General features: G+C 44.1%; 14 protein-coding genes. 12 read left to right on the top strand and 2 right to left on the bottom strand.

Going from position 1 to position 20,788, the window contains the following annotated elements:
* Positions 1-46 precede the first annotated feature (46 nt).
* The 11 genes from B5Y40_RS12435 to B5Y40_RS12385 all read left to right on the top strand — a co-directional run bounded on the left by B5Y40_RS12435 (position 47) and on the right by B5Y40_RS12385 (position 16,566).
* Positions 47-3,544 carry a hypothetical protein gene (locus B5Y40_RS12435; RefSeq protein ID WP_079686971.1) on the top strand — a complete coding sequence of 1,166 codons (3,498 nt, stop codon included), beginning with the start codon at positions 47-49 and terminating at the stop codon, positions 3,542-3,544.
* A gap of 24 nt (positions 3,545-3,568) precedes the next feature.
* Positions 3,569-4,930 carry a contractile injection system tape measure protein gene (locus tag B5Y40_RS12430; RefSeq protein ID WP_079686970.1) on the top strand — a complete coding sequence of 454 codons (1,362 nt, stop codon included), beginning with the start codon at positions 3,569-3,571 and terminating at the stop codon, positions 4,928-4,930.
* On the top strand, positions 4,902-6,419 hold the full coding sequence (locus tag B5Y40_RS12425; protein WP_245840525.1) for an ATP-binding protein: 1,518 nt from the start codon (positions 4,902-4,904) through the stop codon (positions 6,417-6,419). The genes B5Y40_RS12430 and B5Y40_RS12425 overlap by 29 nt, the downstream gene beginning before the upstream one ends.
* A 23-nt stretch (positions 6,420-6,442) precedes the next feature.
* A complete protein-coding gene (locus B5Y40_RS12420) occupies positions 6,443-7,939 on the top strand; it encodes an eCIS core domain-containing protein (RefSeq protein WP_221408913.1) in 1,497 nt (498 codons plus the stop codon).
* Between the two features lie 24 nt (positions 7,940-7,963).
* Complete coding sequence (locus B5Y40_RS12415; protein ID WP_143785716.1) at positions 7,964-8,551, top strand: hypothetical protein; 588 nt, start codon at positions 7,964-7,966, stop codon at positions 8,549-8,551.
* A gap of 84 nt (positions 8,552-8,635) precedes the next feature.
* Entirely contained in the window at positions 8,636-10,156 is a 1,521-nt protein-coding gene (locus B5Y40_RS12410) for an eCIS core domain-containing protein (RefSeq protein ID WP_079686967.1), read from the top strand.
* Between the two features lie 46 nt (positions 10,157-10,202).
* The gene (locus B5Y40_RS12405; protein ID WP_079686966.1) at positions 10,203-11,408 is read left to right on the top strand and encodes a hypothetical protein; all 1,206 of its coding nucleotides are present in this window, start codon (positions 10,203-10,205) and stop codon (positions 11,406-11,408) included.
* Positions 11,409-11,459: 51 nt separating this feature from the next.
* Positions 11,460-13,340 carry an eCIS core domain-containing protein gene (locus B5Y40_RS12400; protein WP_079686965.1) on the top strand — a complete coding sequence of 627 codons (1,881 nt, stop codon included), beginning with the start codon at positions 11,460-11,462 and terminating at the stop codon, positions 13,338-13,340.
* 203 nt (positions 13,341-13,543) lie between these two features.
* Positions 13,544-13,768: a hypothetical protein gene (locus B5Y40_RS12395; protein ID WP_079686964.1), complete on the top strand. Its 225-nt coding sequence runs from the start codon at positions 13,544-13,546 to the stop codon at positions 13,766-13,768.
* Between the two features lie 161 nt (positions 13,769-13,929).
* Positions 13,930-14,391 carry a (2Fe-2S)-binding protein gene (locus B5Y40_RS12390; RefSeq protein WP_079686963.1) on the top strand — a complete coding sequence of 154 codons (462 nt, stop codon included), beginning with the start codon at positions 13,930-13,932 and terminating at the stop codon, positions 14,389-14,391.
* A gap of 3 nt (positions 14,392-14,394) precedes the next feature.
* A complete protein-coding gene (locus B5Y40_RS12385) occupies positions 14,395-16,566 on the top strand; it encodes a xanthine dehydrogenase family protein molybdopterin-binding subunit (protein ID WP_079686962.1) in 2,172 nt (723 codons plus the stop codon).
* A 111-nt stretch (positions 16,567-16,677) separates the two neighbouring features.
* On the opposite strand, the gene B5Y40_RS12380 is transcribed toward B5Y40_RS12385, so the two are convergent.
* Complete coding sequence (locus B5Y40_RS12380) at positions 16,678-17,136, bottom strand: YHS domain-containing (seleno)protein (protein ID WP_079686961.1); 459 nt, start codon at positions 17,134-17,136, stop codon at positions 16,678-16,680.
* A gap of 132 nt (positions 17,137-17,268) precedes the next feature.
* Positions 17,269-17,718: an SRPBCC family protein gene (locus B5Y40_RS12375; RefSeq protein WP_079686960.1), complete on the bottom strand. Its 450-nt coding sequence runs from the start codon at positions 17,716-17,718 to the stop codon at positions 17,269-17,271.
* Between the two features lie 431 nt (positions 17,719-18,149).
* Between B5Y40_RS12375 and B5Y40_RS12370 the strand changes: the two genes are divergently transcribed.
* Positions 18,150-20,438 (top strand): carboxylesterase family protein, encoded by a 2,289-nt coding sequence (locus tag B5Y40_RS12370; protein WP_245840524.1) that lies wholly within the window; start codon positions 18,150-18,152, stop codon positions 20,436-20,438.
* The last annotated feature ends 350 nt before the right edge of the window (positions 20,439-20,788 follow it).

Below are 20,788 nucleotides of genomic sequence, written 5' to 3'. Positions count from 1 at the left end.
TAAAGAGAATAGTTAAGTATAGTATATACAGTATATAGAACAAATTATGGAAGAGCCTATCACACTCGCAAAATCCAATCCCTTGTTACCTGCGGAAGACTATGTGTCACTTCGCAAGCAGGGCTTTAAACATATAGAAAAAGCAGGCAGCGATCATTGGACAGAGTATAACAACTCAGATCCGGGTATAACAATACTGGAAGCAGTAAGTTATGCCATCACAGATCTCGGCTATCGCACGGGTTTCGAAATGAAAGATCTGCTGGCTCCTGAACAACTCACACCCGATACCTGGAAAGAGATCTTCTATACTGCACGGAAAATCCTTCACAACAGTCCACTTACCCTCAATGATTATCGCAAAATAATCATCGATGTAAAAGGTGTTCGAAATGCATGGATTGAACCCAGTAAAGACTATGAAGTCCCCCTTTGGATCAACTATAATCATTATGAAAGAAAAGATGATCACGATTGTAGCTGTGAAGATTCCGAAAATAAAGGCTGCTATGGAAAGTTACTGTTAGATCGCGTTACACCAGAGCAAGTTACCGCATCAAAGGAAGAAGCTATAGCAAAACTCCAGGAAGCGATTACGAAAGTGAATACAAAAATCACTGAACTGGAAGTCAAGATAGCCGAGCTTACCGTGAAGATCGATGCCATGGAAGATGGTGAAGAGAAAGATCTGCTCATCACCGAACGCACCAAGCTTGAAAAAAAGAAAGTCAAGCGGGAGGCACGGAGAAAATCATATGAAGAAAATATAGCATTGATCCGTGCTATACCTTTTACACCTTCCAAGATCGTGGAATTTGAGGGACTCTATAATGTAATGGTAGAGTATGAAGAAGATGTGATCCGGAATGAAGAACGTGACGAAGTCCGCCAGCGTGTGATCGAACGTCTTACCGGTCACCGTAATCTGTGCGAAGATTTCCTGAGCGTGCAGGCAGTGGAATACGAAGACTTTGGTATAGCAGGTTCCATTGCGTTGGAAGAATATGCCGATCCCGATGTTGTGTTAGCGGCTATATATTTCACCATTTACCGATACTTTACACCCTCTGTTCCTTTTTATACCATCGGACAAATGATGGAAAAGGGATATACTATAGATGAAATATTTGAAGGTCCTGCATTGAAACATGGCTTTATAGAAACGGTGGAACTGGAGAAGACCGATCTGTACCGCGATATACGCTTGTCGGATATCATAAGCGAAATTGCAGATATACCCGGTGTAAAAGCAATTACATATCTACGGCTTCCGTTCCTGGGTTTTGATGATGATAGCAGCGGAAGAAATTATTTTAATGAATGGGTCACCTTTTTGCAAGAGGAGAAGAAGATCGCCAGGATACAGCCTGCCATGTCTACCATGATGTTTTGCAAGCAGCGTGACTTCATCACCTATAACCTTGGATCGCCAAATGACAGGAAGCCGGAGTGTATGCTGAAGATGTTCAACGATCATAAGGTATTGGAGCGTAAATATAAACTGGAAGGTGTAGAGCGCGATCTGCCAGTACCTACCGGAGAGTATATGGAGCTTGAAGACTATTATCCCATCACAGAATCACTTCCGATGTGCTATGGTGTAAGCGAGCGTGCAGGGTTACCGGCAGATGCTTCCGATAAAAGGAAAGTACAGGCTTTGCAACTCAAGGGCTACCTGCTTTTCTTTGAACAGTTGATGGCGGATTATCTTGTGCAGCTCAATCATATAAAAGATCTGTTTACGTTCGATGACTCGGTTGATCATACTTACTATACGCGCCCATTAACGCAAATAGATGACCTTCAAAAATTACTGATCGATCACCAGGGGCGAGGTGCCGATCATTGGGACCAGATTCTGAATGACTTCACGCAAGTGCTGGAAAACCTGGTGGAAACTCCCAAGAAATTCCTGGTACGGAGGAATAAATTTCTGAATCATATGCTCGCACGCTTCAGTGAAGATCTTACTGAGTATGAAAATATAGCACGATGGCTAACGCCCTATAAAGTAGAGCAACGTCTTGTAGCGGATAAGATCAGGATACTTGCGCATGGCGAGTACTATAAGATCAGTACAAATCGTGGTAAAGGCTATAACTATGCGCGCACAGATATATGGGACACTGAAAATGTATCCGGAGCGGAAAGAAGAGTAAGCCGCTTACTTGGATTTAAATGCGCAGACCGCAATACATTGTCCCTTGACTTCCTGGTAGTGGAGCCGCTTCTGGTAACGGATTCTAAAACAAATACTTCATCACAAAAGCTTAACAAATCCGGCAAGCCACTGAACGTTATTAAAATTATAGATCCACAAACAAAAGAAATACTACTCACAAGTGTAGACGTGATTGAAGGATGTTGCACCGACCTTTTAATCAATGAGATTTTGACGTATGCGGATGAGCGCAAATACTTTAATTTCCAGGACGACCTGAAACATCATACTCGGAAATCGGCCGGCAAAGTTGGAACATTTTCATTCGAGCTTTGGGACAATACGGATGAAGAACAAGCGGTAGTGCTAGCATATAGTGAGAAATTCAATTCACGTCAGGACCGGGAGAAAGTATATAAACGTCTGCAGCAGTTGATCGATCGCATGAACGACAATGAAGGACTTCACCTGGTAGAACATATACTGCTGCGTCCTAAATTCGATGAAGTATTGGATGAGGGCAATGCAAGTATAGAAGTAAAATTACTCGATGTGTGCCTGGATGAGTGTGATCGCGCCAAAGGACTGGAAGAAACAGAAGTGCCGAATTACCGCAAGAAAATCAGAAGAATTCCGGCACGGAAGTGTTATGACAAAATGCCCTGGGTTCTTGAGTATTTCAGATTGAATCCGGCATCACAAAAGTACGATCAATCTATACTCTTCCAGGAGGTTTCACTCGAAGAAGGTGAAGAGCCCATACCACTTAAGTTCAGACGATACGAATCACTGGCAAAGCGTGTTCGCGATTTACAGGAGTATGGTTCCGAGCGCATAAGCTACGAGATTGTTTCAAACCAGCAGGAAGAACCCGGGGATTTGAAATATAGCTTTACCATTCATGGTGAAAATGATACAGTGTTGGCACAAAGTCTGTTCGTGTTCAACAAAAGAACGCGGCAACAAATAGAGAACAATGAATCGGTGCCGAATGATATCGAGATTGAGATTCAAAACCTGATGAGGTTCTTTGCATTTGAACTCGATCTATACTGCGAGGAAAATCCCTGTGACCATAATGAGGATCCGTATTCATTCCGGGCCACCGCGATACTGCCTTGCTGGCCAAAGCGCTTTCGGGATCCAACGTTCAGAGCGTTGGTAGAGAAGACAATTCAGTCCGAGGCACCGGCACATGTACATGTGAAAGTGATCTGGATTGGTACAAGCGAGATGCAGCAATTTGAAAAAGTATACCAGCAATGGCTTAAAGAAATGGCACTTACTGAAATGCCGTCCTACGAATATGTTAATCCGTTAGTAGAAGCGATCAATACCTTGAAACCATGTGGTTGCTGTGAAGACGAATGCAGCGGAGAATAATGATCTCTTTAAAAGCATTGGAACATGAAACATATAGTAAATCAATTACAGATTGAGATCCATTGTCCTGACGAAGGGCAGGCGCTTGGCATGCGTCATAATTTTGCTCAGACTTTTCAACAACGGATCGAAGAAGTAATGGATCGTGTATGTTCGAAATATATACCCGAAAGTGATTCCGTTCAGATTGATACACTGGCATTCGACTTGGGTATATTTAGTTCGCATTCCTTTCAGGATACGTTCGTGGATATCTTCGCGGATAAATTTGAAAAGGCATTAGTGCAAAAAATAGCGGCTCTTCCAAATCATGAACGAAGGACTTCTGTCGGACATTCGCAGTTGGAATTGTTCAAATATATATTGTTACACGGAACAACACCCTGGTGGGTTGATCAAAATGATGTCATTTTAAATGACATTGCACGGGTATTGGTAAAGGAGCATCCTCATGAAGTAAAATCATTTCTAGAGGCGAATTGCACGAATGCTGCCATGTGGAGCAGAATTGTATTTCAGTTGAATAGCGAAGTGCAAGATGCTGTTGCCATTATGGTTACCGAACTCACGCAAGGAATTATACTGATAGAGGAATGGATTCGCAAGATTGAAAAATATATAGGGCACGAAATGTATACAGAAAAGACAAAGTCTTTCATTACAACGGTTCTGTTAAAGGCGATCCCCTGGCTTTCAAGTAAAGGCTATACCAAGGATTCCTTTCAATCTGTATTTGACAGATCAATACCTGATCTATTTATTGATAACGCGGCCTATTCACAAAGTATAGTGGAAGCTTGGCGGAACATAAAAGCAAGTTCAGGTTTACCTGAATCTACAGCAGAGGGTAAGGTTGCCCCATTCGTTCATGATACGATCGTCACTGACGAAAAATATATAACAAAGCACGGCGGTGTTATTTTACTGGCGCAGTTCCTTCGTCCTTTTTTTCAGAAGCTTGGGTTGCTGGAAGGTGTTGCCTGGAAAAATAAGCCTGCGCAGTACAAAGCTGTGCAACTTGTAGGGTTTCTTGGTACGGGTGAAGAATACATTCCTGAATATAGTCTGGTACTGGAGAAAATTATATGCGGAGTACCACTAGAAGAACCAATACCTGTAAATGCTGAACTTAGTCGTGAAGACCTTGCCGAAGCTGAGGTTTTATTGCGTGCTGTTATTGAACATTGGAGTGCTTTGAGAAATAGTTCAACTCAAGGACTACGGGATGCTTTTCTCGTTCGCGATGGCGTACTCGTTAGAACCAATATGCATTGGCAACTACGAGTGGAACGAAAGACTATAGATGTGTTGCTCGATAAAATTCCCTGGGGATATTCTGTTATCATGATGCCATGGAATGACTATCCAATTTATGTTGAATGGTAAAAATGAAAGTATGGGACAAGAAATAATCCTGTCAGAATCCGCAATGACAGCCGCCCCGCTGGACCGCAATGCAGAAACGCTTGCACGCGAGATCGCATGGTTCGCGCGCGTTGTAAATGAACGGCTGCAAGATTACTTTCCGAAGGAGAAATTTGAAATTCAGCAGGAAGAAGAGCATAGCTGGATCAATAAGATATTGAACAGAGGCACACCCAAAGGCGCTTCCACACAGTCCACTAAAGATCCTTCCACTATACAAGATACTATATCTATACCGGACCTTGCCAACGATACCTCTATTTATGCAGAGTTCGTCAACTATTATAAACTTAATGCGGACGAACGATTGGTATTGATCCTGGCGATAATTCCACACGTGCAACCTCACTTACTGGATGTATTTTTCTCTGTCAATAAAGCATTGGGAAGAGGCTATACTGAATTCGGTGGCGTGAAAGGAAGCCGGCATAGTGGATTTATACCCACCATCGAAACAGCACTTTTTTTACTGGCAGGTAATGATCTTAGTTACCGATTTCGGGTATATAAATTATTTGAACCGGATCACATCTTCGCGGCTCATAACATCATCAGCCTTGAACAAGGACAAGCCAGCGAACCATTCTATAGCAGTTCTATTCTGATAACAGAAGAGTATGTCGATTTCTTTACAACGGGAAATGTACGCAAGCCAACCTTCAGCACGGAGTTTCCTGCAAAGCGCCTGGCTACCAAAATGGAATGGAGTGACTTGGTAGTAGATGAGTTTACTGCACAACAACTTGATGAGCTTCGGGTATGGCTCAAGCATGGTCGTACGCTATATGAAGAATGGGGAATGGATAAGAAACTCAAGCCAGGTTACAAAGCTCTATTTCATGGACCTCCCGGAACCGGTAAAACACTTACGGCAGCGCTGCTGGGCAAACTATATAATCTCGATGTATACCGCGTTGATTTGTCAATGGTCATTTCTAAATTTATAGGAGAGACGGAAAAGAATCTGGAAAAGGTATTCCGCAAAGCGGAAAATAAAAACTGGATTTTATTTTTTGATGAGGCCGATGCGCTCTTTGGAAAACGTACAGGTATATCGGATGCCCATGATAAATATGCCAACCAGGAAATTGCATACCTGCTGCAACGACTTGAGGATTACCCGGGACTAGTAGTACTCGCTTCCAATATGAGAAACAACGTTGATGAAGCGTTCACAAGACGATTGCAATCCATTATACATTTTCAGAAACCGCAACCCCGAGAACGACTTCGTCTTTGGAACAGTGCTTTCAGTTCGGCATGTCAGCCTCCCCCCAGCAGTGATATGGAACGTATAGCCCAGCAATATGAACTCTCCGGAGGATCGATCATGAATATAGTACAGTATGCTTCGTTGCTGGCGTTGAATCGTAATGATAAAGTCATCACGATCGATGACTTGCTACAAGGTATCCGCAAAGAGTTTAAGAAAGAAGGTAAGACGATGTAATTATAAATATACTATATATGAGTATGCGGCCATCAAAAAATACGGAGAAGATAGGAATGGAGTCAGCAGCAGCAAACGTTCAATGCAAGCTGACAGTAGGTGCTGTTAATGATCCGATGGAGGCACAGGCCGATGCCGTTGCTGACCAGGTGATGCGCATGCAAGAGAATGCACTGATTCAACGCAAGTGCACGGAGTGTGAAGAGGAAGAGCATGCACAACGAAAACCCCTAGCTTCTTTTATACAGAAACAGGAAATAAAAAACGACAGTAGCAATACCGTTGCCTCCGATGCTGTCTCCAGTAAAATACAATCGACAAAAGGAGGTGGTAGTCCGCTGCCATCAACGACCAAGAGCTTTATGGAAAGTCGTTTTGGTACAGACTTCTCGGGGGTACGTATTCATACGAATAGCGATGCAGTTACTCTTTCGTCTGAATTAAACGCACAGGCCTTTACTGTTGGTAGTGATATATACTTTAATTCGGGGAAATATACTCCGGAGTCATCAAAAGGAAAGCATTTGTTGGCGCATGAACTGACGCATACAATTCAACAAAATGGTACAATAAATGCAATGCGACCAAAGATTATTCAGCGCGCCACGTTGCAGACTAATGGTGGCGAGTGGGAAGATGAAAATTATACAACCAGTGTAAGCGGAGCACAGCATTCTGTTGCTATGGATATGAAATTTAAACCCCAAAGCAATGTTAATGCAACTAAAATTGGTCTTGTACAGATTGTAAATTCTGTGAAGAATGGTCGGCCCTATCAAATCAATAATGATGCTACTGTGAGAGGTCGTTCGATTGGAGCTGCTTCTGCTATTACTACAAATGCGACAACCGGAGAGACTGATGAAGGATTTCATATTGATCAGTCTGCAACAAATAATAATCCATTGTATGCTGTTGAAGGATCTACAGGAACGCAGTTAAATTCTTTGCCACCAAATGCTACGTGGGGAGAACATGGATTTAGATTTACTGATAGTAGCGGTGCCTTACAACAACACGATGCCAAACTACATGACGAAACGGGGCTAAATGATGCTAATGTAAATTCAGGTCAAATTTTTGAAACTACGGCATTTGCATTTGAAGGAGTACAAACTGGTATGTATTATGGGTCCGTAAGATGGGGGTGGAGAACCGATGCAGCAGGAGCCTTAACAAAAATACCATTTCAAATTGCCTCACGTGGTGTCCCGACATCTACATTTATAAAGTCTACTGAAATATGGAATTCAGGAAGTACTTCAGCAGGTACAGCAAATATACCCTTACGGGCCGTAGACGTGAAGATTACAAATGTTAATAATATAAATCTTAATCAACATCTTCCGGGAAATCTTCCGGCACGTTTATTACCAACCGGTACCCGTGTTCATATCATGCGTAGCGCTTCACCAGATCCTGCATTGGCGGGTATGGTATTTATCCGTGTAGTGGATGGCCCACATGTTGGTCGTGATGGGTGGATTCCTAGTAGTCAATTAACAGATGAAAGAGCATGATATTAAGCCTATAAAGCATGAATTATGGAAGCCTATAGAAATGAGGATATAGTATCAACTTTACTTCGATATGGATTTATAGAGCTCTTTCTCAGAATGGATGAAACCTTGCTAAATGAAATATGGAGTTATCCAGGAAATCGTGATAAGCTTTATGAATTGATCACGGATCATGACGCTCCGGAAGAAGCACGTTTTTTAAGTTCAGAAATCTTATTTCTAAAAGAAAAAAATTTTCCTCCTGACAATTTAAAAAATGAACTTTCTCAATTATATGCTTCTATTCTAGGACAAGGCGGAAGTGTGAATGCAAACATTTGGGGGCTCCCTGGCTTCCTTAATGGAGGAACGGGACAACATGTAGTGGCATTAGGACAAGCCATTGTGAAGGACTTCAGTTCTCTATTACAAAATACAGGCAGTGTGTATTATGAAGGAAGTAGGGAAGCCATGCAAGGAAATGCCTATAAATATCGCATAAAGGATTTAGCTGCCTTTTTCTTGGCAACAGTATTAAATATACCTTATACAGTATACAAAGAACCGGAAAGTAGAGATGAAGAAATTGAAGGATTAAAGCAAAACCTTAATAAGGAATGGGGCAGGAATTAGTCAGGTGAATAATATGCTACTCACCTTTTTGAGTCTCGGTTGCTTGTAAAATAAATTTAATAGTACATCAATAGTATATTATTAATGCATGAGCATTTAACGTCCACACAAAAAACGCAACCGGCTTCCTCCGCGATTGGTGTTAAAGCGATCACAATGCCTGGTAAGGCTATTGATATGGTTGCGAACAATTTTGTGCAACGGAAACGTCTTTATTACGAAGACAAAAATGCCCAACCAAAGCCACTTACTTCATTTATTCAGAAGAAAGAAATGTCTGGTGGCACTGATGTTATTCCAGATTCCGTCAGTAATAGAATAACATCAACACGAGGTACTGGTAATCCGCTAGATATACCGACCAAAAGTTTTATGGAGAGTCGTTTTGGTGCGGATTTTTCCAAGGTACATATTCATGCGGGTAAAGAGGCCTCCCAATTATCTGAGGCGCTGAACGCGCAAGCTTTTACCGTTGGGAATGATATATACTTTAATTCCGGTAAATATACACCGGAGTCTTTAGCGGGTAAACGGTTACTGGCGCACGAGTTAACACATACGCTTCAACAAAAAACACACCATACATCTGTCCAGCGAATAATTACCGAGCATACCGACAGGCAATATTCTACACATGCCGAAGCGTTACCCAGAAGTGGACCGGCACCCATTCATCTTGGAGATTCTGCTGGCAACAGGAGTATAGATGCATTTCAGTTTACAGGAACAACCAGTAACCAGGCATTGGTGTTGGGAGGGGTACATGGCTCTGAGTTATCGGGAATTGAAGTTGTTGAGACATTGCTTAATCAATTGCGAACCGGACCGCGACCTTACTATACTGTTACTATTGTACCGCGTTTGTTTCCGGATAACGCAGCTATACGGGAGAGCGATCCTGCAGCGATCCGGGCAGACACAAACGTAGGGAGATATACCGGTGCCCGCGGTGTAGATCCGAATCGGCAGATGCCGGAATTCGGAAGATCGTTTGATCCGGCTACTTCACTGGATAGCAGAGCCAGGCCTATAGAACGTGAAAATATAATGTTGCTGAATCTTATCAATAGCATCAGGCCCAGCAGAATCGTAAGTGTACATGCTATGCATAGTGATAGTGCTGCTGGAATTTTTGCTGATCCGAGAACAGATCAAAATCAAATTGCCTTAGGATATACTTCCGATAGAGCGTTAGCACTGGAAATGGCACGCCTGGCACAAAGCCGTGGTGCAGCTGTAAGCGGTAATCGTTTGGGTACATCTCGTGAGAATACTACGTATGCACTTGACCCCGCGATTGCACAACCTGGACAGCGTCAACGCAGGAGCAGAGGCGAACCTACGGCCGATCATCGGGGTGAAGGTGTCAGTCTCGGTGGCTGGGGAAGTACTGCAGTCTGTGATGCATCGAATCCGTCACGCAACCGTCAGGCTATGCGCATCATTACTATAGAGATGCCACGCGGGCAACGTATACAGGACATGCAAACACAAGCACAACAGGAAGCAAGGCGGATCGTTGTGCAGGCACATGTGGATGCTATACGTGAAATATTTTTGGGGCCAAATCAGGTAGAGCAAAATACTCCACCGGCTTGCCCTTAACCATATACTGTTATAAACTATAATATATATACCATACTGTAAATAGATGCATGAGCAAACTACTATATCACAATCTGCCAGCGTGACACCTTCATCACAAGTATGCTCGAATAACGCATTACACGTTGGAGATATAATCAGTGCCTCAGAGGTAGATAAGATTCCGCACATTCCGGAGGTGAGCTTTATGCCACGCAAAAATTATAGTGACGATGGGGGAACACTTCGGCTAAAGCCATTCGCATCGTTTATTCAACAACGAAATAATACACTATTAATTCAACGACAAGCAGCACCAGCCACGGCTCCCGGAAGTTTATTTTCGGCAAATCAAAAGTCGCGGTTCAGGCCTACGGGTAACATTACCAGGAAGGAATTCGATGCGTATGTCATGCTGAACTTTGGTGTTGTCGATGTTCATACTGGTACACAACAAGAGCAGGAGCTGCGTAGCACGCGGAGAGGTATACCGCCTGTAACGATTACCGGGTGGCAGTCGTGGGATCCCGGAAGCGCGTCAGGAGACTATACCAGTATCATAGATGGAATTGAAAACATGGCCAGCGTAATGGGGGCAGTACCTACCATCACGAATATAACTTTTTTTAAAGTAGCATACGAGCCTGATGCAACTGGGGCCGGCATTCCGGATACATCTATAGGTGCTTCTTTTGGTGCAGGCAACCTCACTATATTTGAAGCATTCAGTGGATCGACAAACCCGGCAATCGGTATAAACACACAGCAGGGGGCTCCGATTGCATCACCGGATCGAAGCAGAGATGTAGCGCGCACCATCACGCATGAACTAGGACATGGTGTAGCGGAAGCTGCCATGGCTTCGCAGAACAATCAGACGTTTGTACAATTCAAAGCGGCTGTCGGATGGGTTGGAAATCCGGAGGTGCTATATGATATAGGGCAGCCTGCCGTACGCGCTGCTATAGCCAATCAAACACAATTGCCTTCGCAGCACATCATCACGACATCGCGTTGGTTTGATCCTACGTTAAACGAGCAGCCTGTATCCAGATATGCCGTTGACGGAGGCCCCAGTGAAGATTTTGCTGAATCGATCGCTACATTCATTACAAATCCTTCTGTACTCCAGCAACGTTCACCGGCAAGGTATAATTTCATTCAGTCAAATATAGCAACGTGGCGTACACGCATGCGACCGACAATGCCTGCGCGTATACGACCACCGGTCGGGGATTTTCCGATTCCCAGCGGAGACACACGAATGGCTTAAGCATATAATGTTTGAAATATAATATAATATATAGATTCTAAAAGAGATAGTATGCAGGAGCGCGCTACGCAATCATCACCAACAAACACTTCCCCGGCTTCGGCTATAGTACCACAGAGTTCGTTGCAGGATAATTCGGAGCCGCTATATTTCTCACCGCTGCCCATTCAGTGTAAATTATCCATTGGTGCAGTAGATGACCCGTTGGAGACTGAAGCGGATGCTATAGCTGATAAAGTAATGCGCATGCCGGAGCGTAGTTTTATACAGCGTAAATGTTCGCAGTGCGAGGAAGAGGAAACGGCACAACGTAAGCCGCTCGCTTCCTTTATACAGAAAAAAGAAATGTTAGGAGGTAGCACCGTTGCATCTGATCCTGTAAGCGCAAAAATAGCGTCAACCCGTGGGAGTGGCAATACACTTGATACTACTACCAAAAGTTTTATGGAGAGCCGGTTCGGTGCTGACTTTTCAGGCGTTCGCATTCACACAGGAGATTATGCTGAACAACTATCTTCGGATCTCCAGGCGCAGGCATTCACGGTAGGAAACGATATATACTTTAATTCCGGAAAATATACACCAGAGTCTTCTTCCGGGAGATATCTGCTGGCACATGAGCTTACGCATACCATCCAACAAGGAGGATCAGGAAAACTTGTACAACGAACTTCCGCACGTGTAACCGGTTCAAACACAGCAGAGGTGAATCATGAAGGTGTAACCTACCGGGTAACACGCGTTATCAATACGACTACGCGCAGAACTATACCGCGTCCACGCGTGAGCGCGGATGCAAATGAAGAGACCGTTTCAGTAACACTATCGTGGTGCAGAGATAATTTACGAGGTGACGTACAGCTTGGCGCGAATATACCAGAGGCAGCGCGCCAGGTAGCGCAACAAATACTGGAGGCGATTACACGGGGCGCTCCCGCATCTGAGATCTCCGGAATACTACAGGGAGCCGAGGCAACACCTTTTCTGGAAGTTGTCATTGCACAGTCGGATACATTTCGCTTAACTGCCCGGGGAGAAATTACACTTAGCTCCCAAGGCGTCAGCGGTGGCCGTGGCAGTCTTGATTTTGAGTTAGGGCCTCTTGATGTCGGGGGACATATAGAAGGCGGAACCGGATCGGGTGTAAGTGGTGGGATACACGTAGGCGGAACTATAGGCCGCCGACAGGACAGATTCAATTGTACTTCTGTAACGCAGCGGATCACAACCCGGTATGTGTGCGAACAACTGGTTCCTGAACACACTGTACCACGAACCCGTACAGTTCCCTCAACGGATATACTCACAAAGTATATATACTTTAACTACGCAACAGACACCATTAACCTTGCACAAAGCAGGGCGAACCTCGTTGCCATACAACAGTTGTTGGGAGGTGGTTATCGTGTAACACAAATACAAGGATTTACTTCTCCGGAAGGGCCACTCGCCAGACGAAGAGGAAGCACCTTCATGGGAAATACAGCACTGGCAGAAGCACGGGCCAATGCAGCCTTGCAAAGACTACAGGAAATATGTACTTCGCTCGCGACTACCGGTACATGTGTTTCCGGAACTGCACTTTCCGTTGTGCCTCTTGGTAATGGAGAATTATACTCACTCCCCAATGATACCGTTGAGGGCGATCCGTTGGCAACGCACGCTACGGGTGAATTCATGACCCAGGACGCAGAGTCTGTTCACCGTGACGAAGCGATGGCGCAGCGTTTACAACGGATGACCCCGGCACAACAAGCCGATGTTATATACCCGCTTTTACGAAGAGCCGCCATTGTATTCCAGCTTGATACTACCCGTCAGGAACCTTATGATGAAACGGTACCGGATGCCTATACACCCACAACATGCCCTTCGGAAGTTGTAAGCGCAGCCCAACTGGTTTTTTCATTGATGAGAGGAAGTGGCAGGTAATGCTAGCTGCATTGTCCTAATGCGACCCATATAATTATGAAAACGATAATCGTACCGAAGCATCCACCACCAAGTTTCTTGGCACCGTAGCCGGCAATAAGCCCGCGGAATAAGTTGTTCATAGAGATGTTGTAAAGTATGTTAGAAATATTTTAACAGATCGTGTTTCTAAAATTTGATGCCAGCGTAGCATGCTGTGTGTTATGAGTAGAATAAAAAGTCGGTACCAGATTCTCACAGCGCGATATGAAGGTGCCGGAACAAAACAATTTGATCTCACAGGACAAAAGCCAGGACTATATATACTGGTCGTTACAGCAGGAACCGCTATTCGTACAGAAGTATCTCAAGTAATCAGAATTTATTCCTATTACAGACAAATGGAAAGCCTGGGTGCAAAAATGCATCCGGGCTTTTTTTATATGTGAGGTGTGTAGTGTGTCAGGGTAAATAAGATACATTCATTTGCATCTTGTGGGGTGCAATAGTCCGCCTGGTAGACAGATATTACCATCCATCCAAATGACCTACGGTCAAACATTATCGACCCCGATATTTTGCTACCTTCAACTTCTAAATTCATAAGGGAATGGCTCATTACAAATTGCAAATTAACGGGCAGAGTTTCGAGGCCGATGTTGAGGCAGATACTCCGCTGCTTTGGGTGTTGCGTGATAACTTCGGACTGGTCGGCACCAAGTATGGTTGTGGCATCGCGCAGTGTGGTGCATGTACGGTACATCTCAATGGCAATGCGGTTCGTTCATGTTCTATACCAGTCTCTGCTGTAGGAACAAATAAAGTGACAACCATTGAAGGACTATCCGTTGGGGGAAATCATCCTGTGCAACAGGCGTGGGATGAAGTAGATGTAGCACAGTGCGGGTATTGCCAGGCAGGACAGATCATGTCTGCATCTGCGCTTCTTGCAAAAAATCCCAAACCAACAGAAGAGCAAATATATACTGCCATGAACGGTAACATCTGCCGGTGTGGAACCTATCACCGTATTCGTGAAGCGATCATTCTGGCATCTTCAAAAGTAAAATAAGGTATGGCTATAATTCCTAAAACAAACAGACGTGATTTCCTCAAGATGGCAGCTACCGCGAGTGGTGGCTTATTGCTGGGATTTCATTGGGCGAGCGCAGATGCAACTTCTGCTTCTATGGAAGTGATCAGCGATGCTGCAAATATACCTTTGGGAGCGGTTGATTTTAATAGCTATCTGTCCATCGCACCCGATGGTATCATTACTATATTCTCTCCCAATCCTGAACTGGGTCAGAATATAAAAACTTCGTTTCCAATGATTGTTGCTGAAGAGCTCGATGCAGATTGGACGAATGTAAAAGTAATGCAGGCTCCTTTGGACACGAAGAAATTTGAGCGACAGGTTACCGGTGGAAGTGGAGCAATTCCACATTCATGGGAGCGTTTACGCAAAGCTGGTGCTACAGCGCGACACATGCTGGTAGAAGCTGCTGCAAAGCGATGGAATGTTCCAGCTACCACCTTGGTTGCTGATAAAAGTATAGTACAACATATAGAGAGTGGTCGTAAGCTGAGTTATGGAGAGCTTGCTGCGGAAGCTTCCAACGTTGCTATACCTACCGATGTAAAACTGAAAGACATCAAGGACTTCAAACTTATCGGTACCCCTATACGCAATGTTGATAATCACGAAATGATTACCGGCAAGCCACTGTATGGATTGGATTTTTACCGTGAAGGAATGTTGTTCGCGATGATCCAGCGCCCGCAGGCATTTGGTATGAAAATAAAATCAGTAGACGCTGCTGCTGCGAAAGGTATGCCTGGTATAACTGCCGTTGTTACCTTTAAAAATAATGTAGCTATAGTAGGTAAATCTACATGGCAGGTAAATAAAGCTCGCAAAGTATTAAAAGTTGAATACGAGGCGGAAGGCGCTATTGAGAGTACACTGGATCATGACCGTTTGTTCAAGGAGCTGCTCGAGAGTAAAGATGCCGTTGTTAAACGTAAGGATGGTGATGTGGACACGGCATTTAAGAATGCAGCCAAAGTTATATCGCGTGAATACCAATGCCCGTTCTTGTCGCACGCTCCCATGGAGCCTATGAATTTCTTTGCACATGTGCGTGCGGATGGAGCTGAATTGATAGGCCCCACACAAACTCCGGAGATGGCGCGTAACGAAACAGCAAAATTACTAGGGCTTAGTCCCGAGCAAGTGACCGTAGATCTGACACGCCTTGGTGGCGGTTTTGGCCGAAGGTTAAAAGCAGACTATGTATTGGAGGCCGCTGAACTTTCAAGTATTGTCAAAGCGCCGGTAAAAGTAATCTGGACACGTGAAGATGATATGACGGGTGGAAGCTATAGGCCTGCGGTGCGCTATAGATTCGAAGCGGCACTCGATACCAATGGAAATATGATCGGCTATAAACTAAAAGGAGTTGGAATCAATGCCGGTAACACAACACGCGAAGATAACTTTCCATCCGGAGCCGTGGAAAATATACTCATCGAATCCGTTGAACATAAATCGCCTATAACAACGGGTGCATGGCGTGCGCCCATCACTAACTTTCTTGCATTCGCAGAGCAGGCATTTCTGGACGAGGTGGCATCCGCGGTGAAGCAAGATCCTATAGCATTCAGACTTGCATTGCTGGACAAAGCCAAGCAATCACCGGTAGGTGCTGTTAAGTATGACATCGACAGAATGAAGGCTGTGATCACTACGGCGGCAGAAAAATCACAATGGGGAAAGAAGAAAGATGTAGCGCAAGGCTTCAGTGTATATTTCTCACATCGTTCATATGTAGCACAAGTTGCAGAGATCAGCATGAAGAAAGGCAAGCCCGTACTTGAGAAAATATATGCCGCTGCCGATTGTGGTGTTGTTGTAAACCTTAGTGGAGCGTATCAGCAGGTGAGGGGAGGTATAGTAGATGGCTTGGGACATGCGCTCTATAGCAATCTTACTTTCAAAGATGGAGTTACCGAACAAAAGAACTTTAATACGTACCGTCTTATCCGAATGAAAGAGATTCCGGAGATCGATGTACATTTTATAAACAATGGTATAGCACCAACAGGCCTTGGAGAGCCTGCGCTTCCACCGACAGGAGGAGCCGTGGCAAATGCATTATTTAAAGCAACCGGCAAACGTCTCTACAATCAACCCTTTACAAAGCAAGAAGAGCTGAAAGGTGTAAATCTGGGAGAGCGTTTATAGTATATATATCGAAAATCCATTAAAAAAAAGACACAGAACAACGGAATGACGATCTGTAAATTCTGTGTCTTTTTTTCTTATGCCTAAAGAATATATACTTGATAATGAGGATCAGTGCATTTTCTTGATCCAAAGCTTATCAGCAGATTCCTTGTATTTCTTTTCGTTTTGTTCCCACGCACGAAGGTAATTCTTGCCATTAAAGTTGGAGAACAAATATACTTTACCGTTAATGATCTTGAAGGTTGAAGGATCAACACGAACACGCTGCCCGTCTACAGACATATGGTAAGCGCACCATCCGCCATACGCTGGTTCATACTTCGAAGGAGATTTTTTAAACTCTTCAAGATTTTCGTTGTTCACAAAATAGTATGTGAGTCCTTTATAAGTATGGGCAAATTTTTCTGTTCCTTTCGCAGCTTTACCTTTAAAGTAACTTACCGGATCAAAGTCTTTAATAGCAATACCATTATCATTGTTAAAATTCCGGAGGCGGGTAGCATTTTCGGCTTGTGCGAAAACATTCAGGCAAAGAAATGCCAGGATGATTGTAGTGTAGATTTTCATGTAGAGTATTCAGATGATCAGACTTCAAAGATAAAGCACTGTAAAATACATGCTTCCGAGCTTTGGCGACTAATTTAACAGAATAACTTCTGCACGATCATTTTCCATTTTGCGCGTCAAAAAGAGTTCAGGTCAGTCTTCTGCGATACGCTTGATCTGTTCAAGAAGAGGTCCCCAACCACCATCATTCGTTGCATCCTTATACCTCTTTTCGCCATCGGCAAGCTTGGCAAAATCCCCCTGTGTTACCGTAAAGGTGGTCTTTCCTTTTGCTTCTGAAAGTGTATACGTTACGGTTGCATAGTTTTCGGGTAGATCCTCCGTTGTGGAGTTGGGATCAAATGTAGTATAGACGAGAAAACTCTTGTCTCTGATATCTATAATGTGCCCTTTAACAGCAACCATTTCCTGCCCGTCAAAAACTCCTTTCCACAACATTTCACTTCCGGGCTTCCAATCAGTAATAGGTTCACAGCCGTACATATACTTTTTTGTTTGCGCAGGATTAACCAGCGCGTCCCAAACCTTGGCAGCGGGAGCATCGATCTCGATGCTGTTTTTAATAATCAGTTCTTTGTCCATAATCTATTTGGGGTTAAATTTCTCTTCGAGCACAAAGAACCAGGTGGCAAGTGACAGCCCTATGTCAGCAGGAACTGAAGATTAAGGCGTTTTGAATTTACGGTTTTAACAAGAACGCCTTTCAGACACCGGAAACGATACACGGAAAAAGGAAAACGAAATGCCTGTCTCATAGTTTTTATTCCACCCGTGTAAATCCCAACTGAAACTTCACCCACTTGGTAACAATTTGCGACTCATGTTTCACCATATAAATAGAATTGATGCGTAAACACATTACACTTGTCTGTATATTTTGTTTTTATTTCTTAACCGCTCAGGCTCAACGAACACATTCATTCACAAACGGTTTGGTTGCAGGGCCTGTCCATCAATATGGACGCGAGGCATTGGTCAAAGACCTGTTAGCCCACCAGTTGTACACTGGTACAATGAAACAGCCCGCTGCCGGGCAAACTATATTTACAAATGACCAGGGCAAGGACATTACCTGGAAACCGCTGGAAGCAGATACAGCGGGTTTGTTTAAAAATGAAATGCTCTCCAACGGCTATATATACCTCACATACGATTCCAAAGAAGAGCAGTCTGCATTGCTTCACGTGATGGGGCATAACATGCTTTATGTAAATGGTGTGCCACACGCCGGAGATATATACTGGCATGGCTACCTGTACATCCCTGTAAAGCTTAAGAAGGGTGTGAATGAAATATTGATCCGTTGTTCGCGCTGGGCACGGTGGCAGGGTGTGAGTACACACCTGTTATTTCCGGAAAAATTCATCGCTATAAATACCACTGATCCGACACTACCATACGTCTTGCTTGATAAAACTTCAGAAGAACTGTGGGGCGCTGTAGTCGTTATTAACGGTACTGATAAAACGTTGACCAACCTCTCGATTACCAGTGTACTGGCAGGGAAGGAGCGTAACACAACATTACCCGCTATACCTCCGATGGCAACGCGGAAGGTGGGCTTCCGTTTGGATGCTACAGGCGTCAAGCAAAAGAACAGCTATACATGTTCATTAAAGTTAACGGAGAAAGGAAAACTTCTCGATGAGCGACCGGTTACAATTGAGGCGGTTAATTCCGAAGATCATTACAGCAATACATTTGTGAGCGCTATAGATGGAAGCATTCAATATTACGGTGTGGCGCCACAGAGTAAACCCGATGGTAAACAACCTGCATTATTTTTATCCGTACACGGTGCCGGTGTAGAAGCGATCGGTCAGGCGAAAGCATATCAGCCTAAAAGCTGGGGAGTATTGGTAGCTCCAACCAACAGACGTCCACGTGGTTTTAACTGGGAAGACTGGGGGCGTCTGGATGCCCTCGAAGTGCTTGAACATGCTAAGAAGAAGTATACACCGGAGCCCCATCATATATACCTTACGGGACATTCCATGGGTGGTCATGGCACGTGGTATCTGGGTGCAACGTATCCCGGCAAGTGGGCAGCCATCGCTCCGTGTGCGGGATATCCAACCTTGACAGGATATGGATCTGCCGATGGTAAAATTCCAGGACAAGGTGCATCGGATGCAGAGAATCTTTTATTGCAGGCGAGCAATCCGAGCAATGTGATTGAACTGGCACAGAACTATAAAACGGCAGGTATATATATACATCATGGAGACAGCGATAAAGTTGTATCCGTAGATTATGCGCGTCAGATGAGAGCCCTGTTGGGTACATTTCATAAGGACTTCAGCTATTATGAATATCCAGGGGGATCGCATTGGTTCGGAAACGAGAGCGTTGACTGGCCGCCTATCTTTGATTACTTTAACTGGCATACTATACCAGACGACAGTGCAATCAATGTAGTAGACTTCACTACGGCAAGCACGGCTATATCGTCACAATTTCATTGGGCATCGATACTGCAACAGGAGCATTCGTTTAAATATAGCCGCATAAAGCTCAAACGTAACAAAAAGAAAAATGCAATCACGGGGACAACTGAAAATGTATCCGTACTAGCCTTCTCGTTAGAGGATTTCAAACCCAATACAACCTTGACGATTACACTGGATAGCCTTGCGTCTGTGCAGTATACGGTTAAGTCAGCAAATGATATAGTATATCTTCAGAAACAGGGAGCCTGGAAAATAGGGGTCAAGCCTGATCCAAAACATAAAGGGATCAATCGCAATGGATCGTTCAAAGAAGCCTTTAATCATAAAATGGTCTTTGTATATAGCACAGCCGGTACCAAGGCAGAAAACGAGTGGTCGTATAACAAAGCCCGTTATGATGCGGAAGTTTGGTACTACCGTGGCAATGGAGCAATTGATATCATAGCCGACAAAGAATTCAGTGCCGCTGCATACCGCGATCGTGGAGTCATTCTGTATGGCAATGCAACGACCAACACTGCGTGGAAAAAATTACTGGCGAATTGTCCTATTACGGTGCAGCGGGGAAGTATCAAAGCAGGAGGGAAGCAGTATACGGGCGATAACCTCGCCGCATACTTCACCTGGCCACGCGCCGATAGTGAAATTGCATCGGTGGGTGTTATCAGCGGTACGGGACTTTCTGGTATGCAAGCAACAGAGGCTAACCAGTACTTTGCTGCCGGAAGCGGTTTTCCGGATTACCTGATCTTTACAACGGACATGTTGAAGGACGGTGCAAAGGCTGTTAAGCTTGCCGGTTTCTACAACAACGATTGGAGTTTTGAGAACGGCCAGCAAGTTGGCAACTAACTTTTTATCAAATTCATAACACATCTATACTTTTATCTCTGCACGTTCTGAAATTACTTACCGGGCACTCCGGAGTGTAATTTCAGAACTACGAGGTATCATATCGATAAATCTCCTGATAGCCAAAGCATTCTAAGGACCAGGCGCGGTCAAAATCAGACTTTTGATTCAAGGTTACTGCCGCGCACATTCAAAAGTATATTTTAACTTTTAATTACAAAGTACTTTTAAGTACAACTATAATACGCTCTTTCCGTTAGACTGCATTGAGCAAATCCAATATATTGAAAACTATACCGATGATTACACCCTGGATAATAGAAAGCAGATCTGGAAGTAGGGTAGCACTA

This window comes from Ohtaekwangia koreensis, assembly GCF_900167975.1.
Classification (GTDB): domain Bacteria; phylum Bacteroidota; class Bacteroidia; order Cytophagales; family Cyclobacteriaceae; genus Ohtaekwangia; species Ohtaekwangia koreensis.
This window is presented reverse-complemented; position numbering and strand designations above follow the sequence as displayed.

What these genes read in the sequence shown, in the direction of transcription:
- B5Y40_RS12435 (WP_079686971.1), top strand. Translation starts at nt 47, where the DNA reads ATGGAAGAGCCTATCACACTCGCAAAATCCAATCCCTTGTTACCTGCG.
- B5Y40_RS12430 (WP_079686970.1), top strand. Translation starts at nt 3,569, where the DNA reads ATGAAACATATAGTAAATCAATTACAGATTGAGATCCATTGTCCTGAC.
- B5Y40_RS12425 (WP_245840525.1), top strand. Translation starts at nt 4,902, where the DNA reads ATGACTATCCAATTTATGTTGAATGGTAAAAATGAAAGTATGGGACAA.
- B5Y40_RS12420 (WP_221408913.1), top strand. Translation starts at nt 6,443, where the DNA reads ATGCGGCCATCAAAAAATACGGAGAAGATAGGAATGGAGTCAGCAGCA.
- B5Y40_RS12415 (WP_143785716.1), top strand. Translation starts at nt 7,964, where the DNA reads ATGGAAGCCTATAGAAATGAGGATATAGTATCAACTTTACTTCGATAT.
- B5Y40_RS12410 (WP_079686967.1), top strand. Translation starts at nt 8,636, where the DNA reads ATGCATGAGCATTTAACGTCCACACAAAAAACGCAACCGGCTTCCTCC.
- B5Y40_RS12405 (WP_079686966.1), top strand. Translation starts at nt 10,203, where the DNA reads ATGCATGAGCAAACTACTATATCACAATCTGCCAGCGTGACACCTTCA.
- B5Y40_RS12400 (WP_079686965.1), top strand. Translation starts at nt 11,460, where the DNA reads ATGCAGGAGCGCGCTACGCAATCATCACCAACAAACACTTCCCCGGCT.
- B5Y40_RS12395 (WP_079686964.1), top strand. Translation starts at nt 13,544, where the DNA reads ATGAGTAGAATAAAAAGTCGGTACCAGATTCTCACAGCGCGATATGAA.
- B5Y40_RS12390 (WP_079686963.1), top strand. Translation starts at nt 13,930, where the DNA reads ATGGCTCATTACAAATTGCAAATTAACGGGCAGAGTTTCGAGGCCGAT.
- B5Y40_RS12385 (WP_079686962.1), top strand. Translation starts at nt 14,395, where the DNA reads ATGGCTATAATTCCTAAAACAAACAGACGTGATTTCCTCAAGATGGCA.
- B5Y40_RS12380 (WP_079686961.1), bottom strand. Translation starts at nt 17,136, where the DNA reads ATGAAAATCTACACTACAATCATCCTGGCATTTCTTTGCCTGAATGTT.
- B5Y40_RS12375 (WP_079686960.1), bottom strand. Translation starts at nt 17,718, where the DNA reads ATGGACAAAGAACTGATTATTAAAAACAGCATCGAGATCGATGCTCCC.
- B5Y40_RS12370 (WP_245840524.1), top strand. Translation starts at nt 18,150, where the DNA reads ATGAAACAGCCCGCTGCCGGGCAAACTATATTTACAAATGACCAGGGC.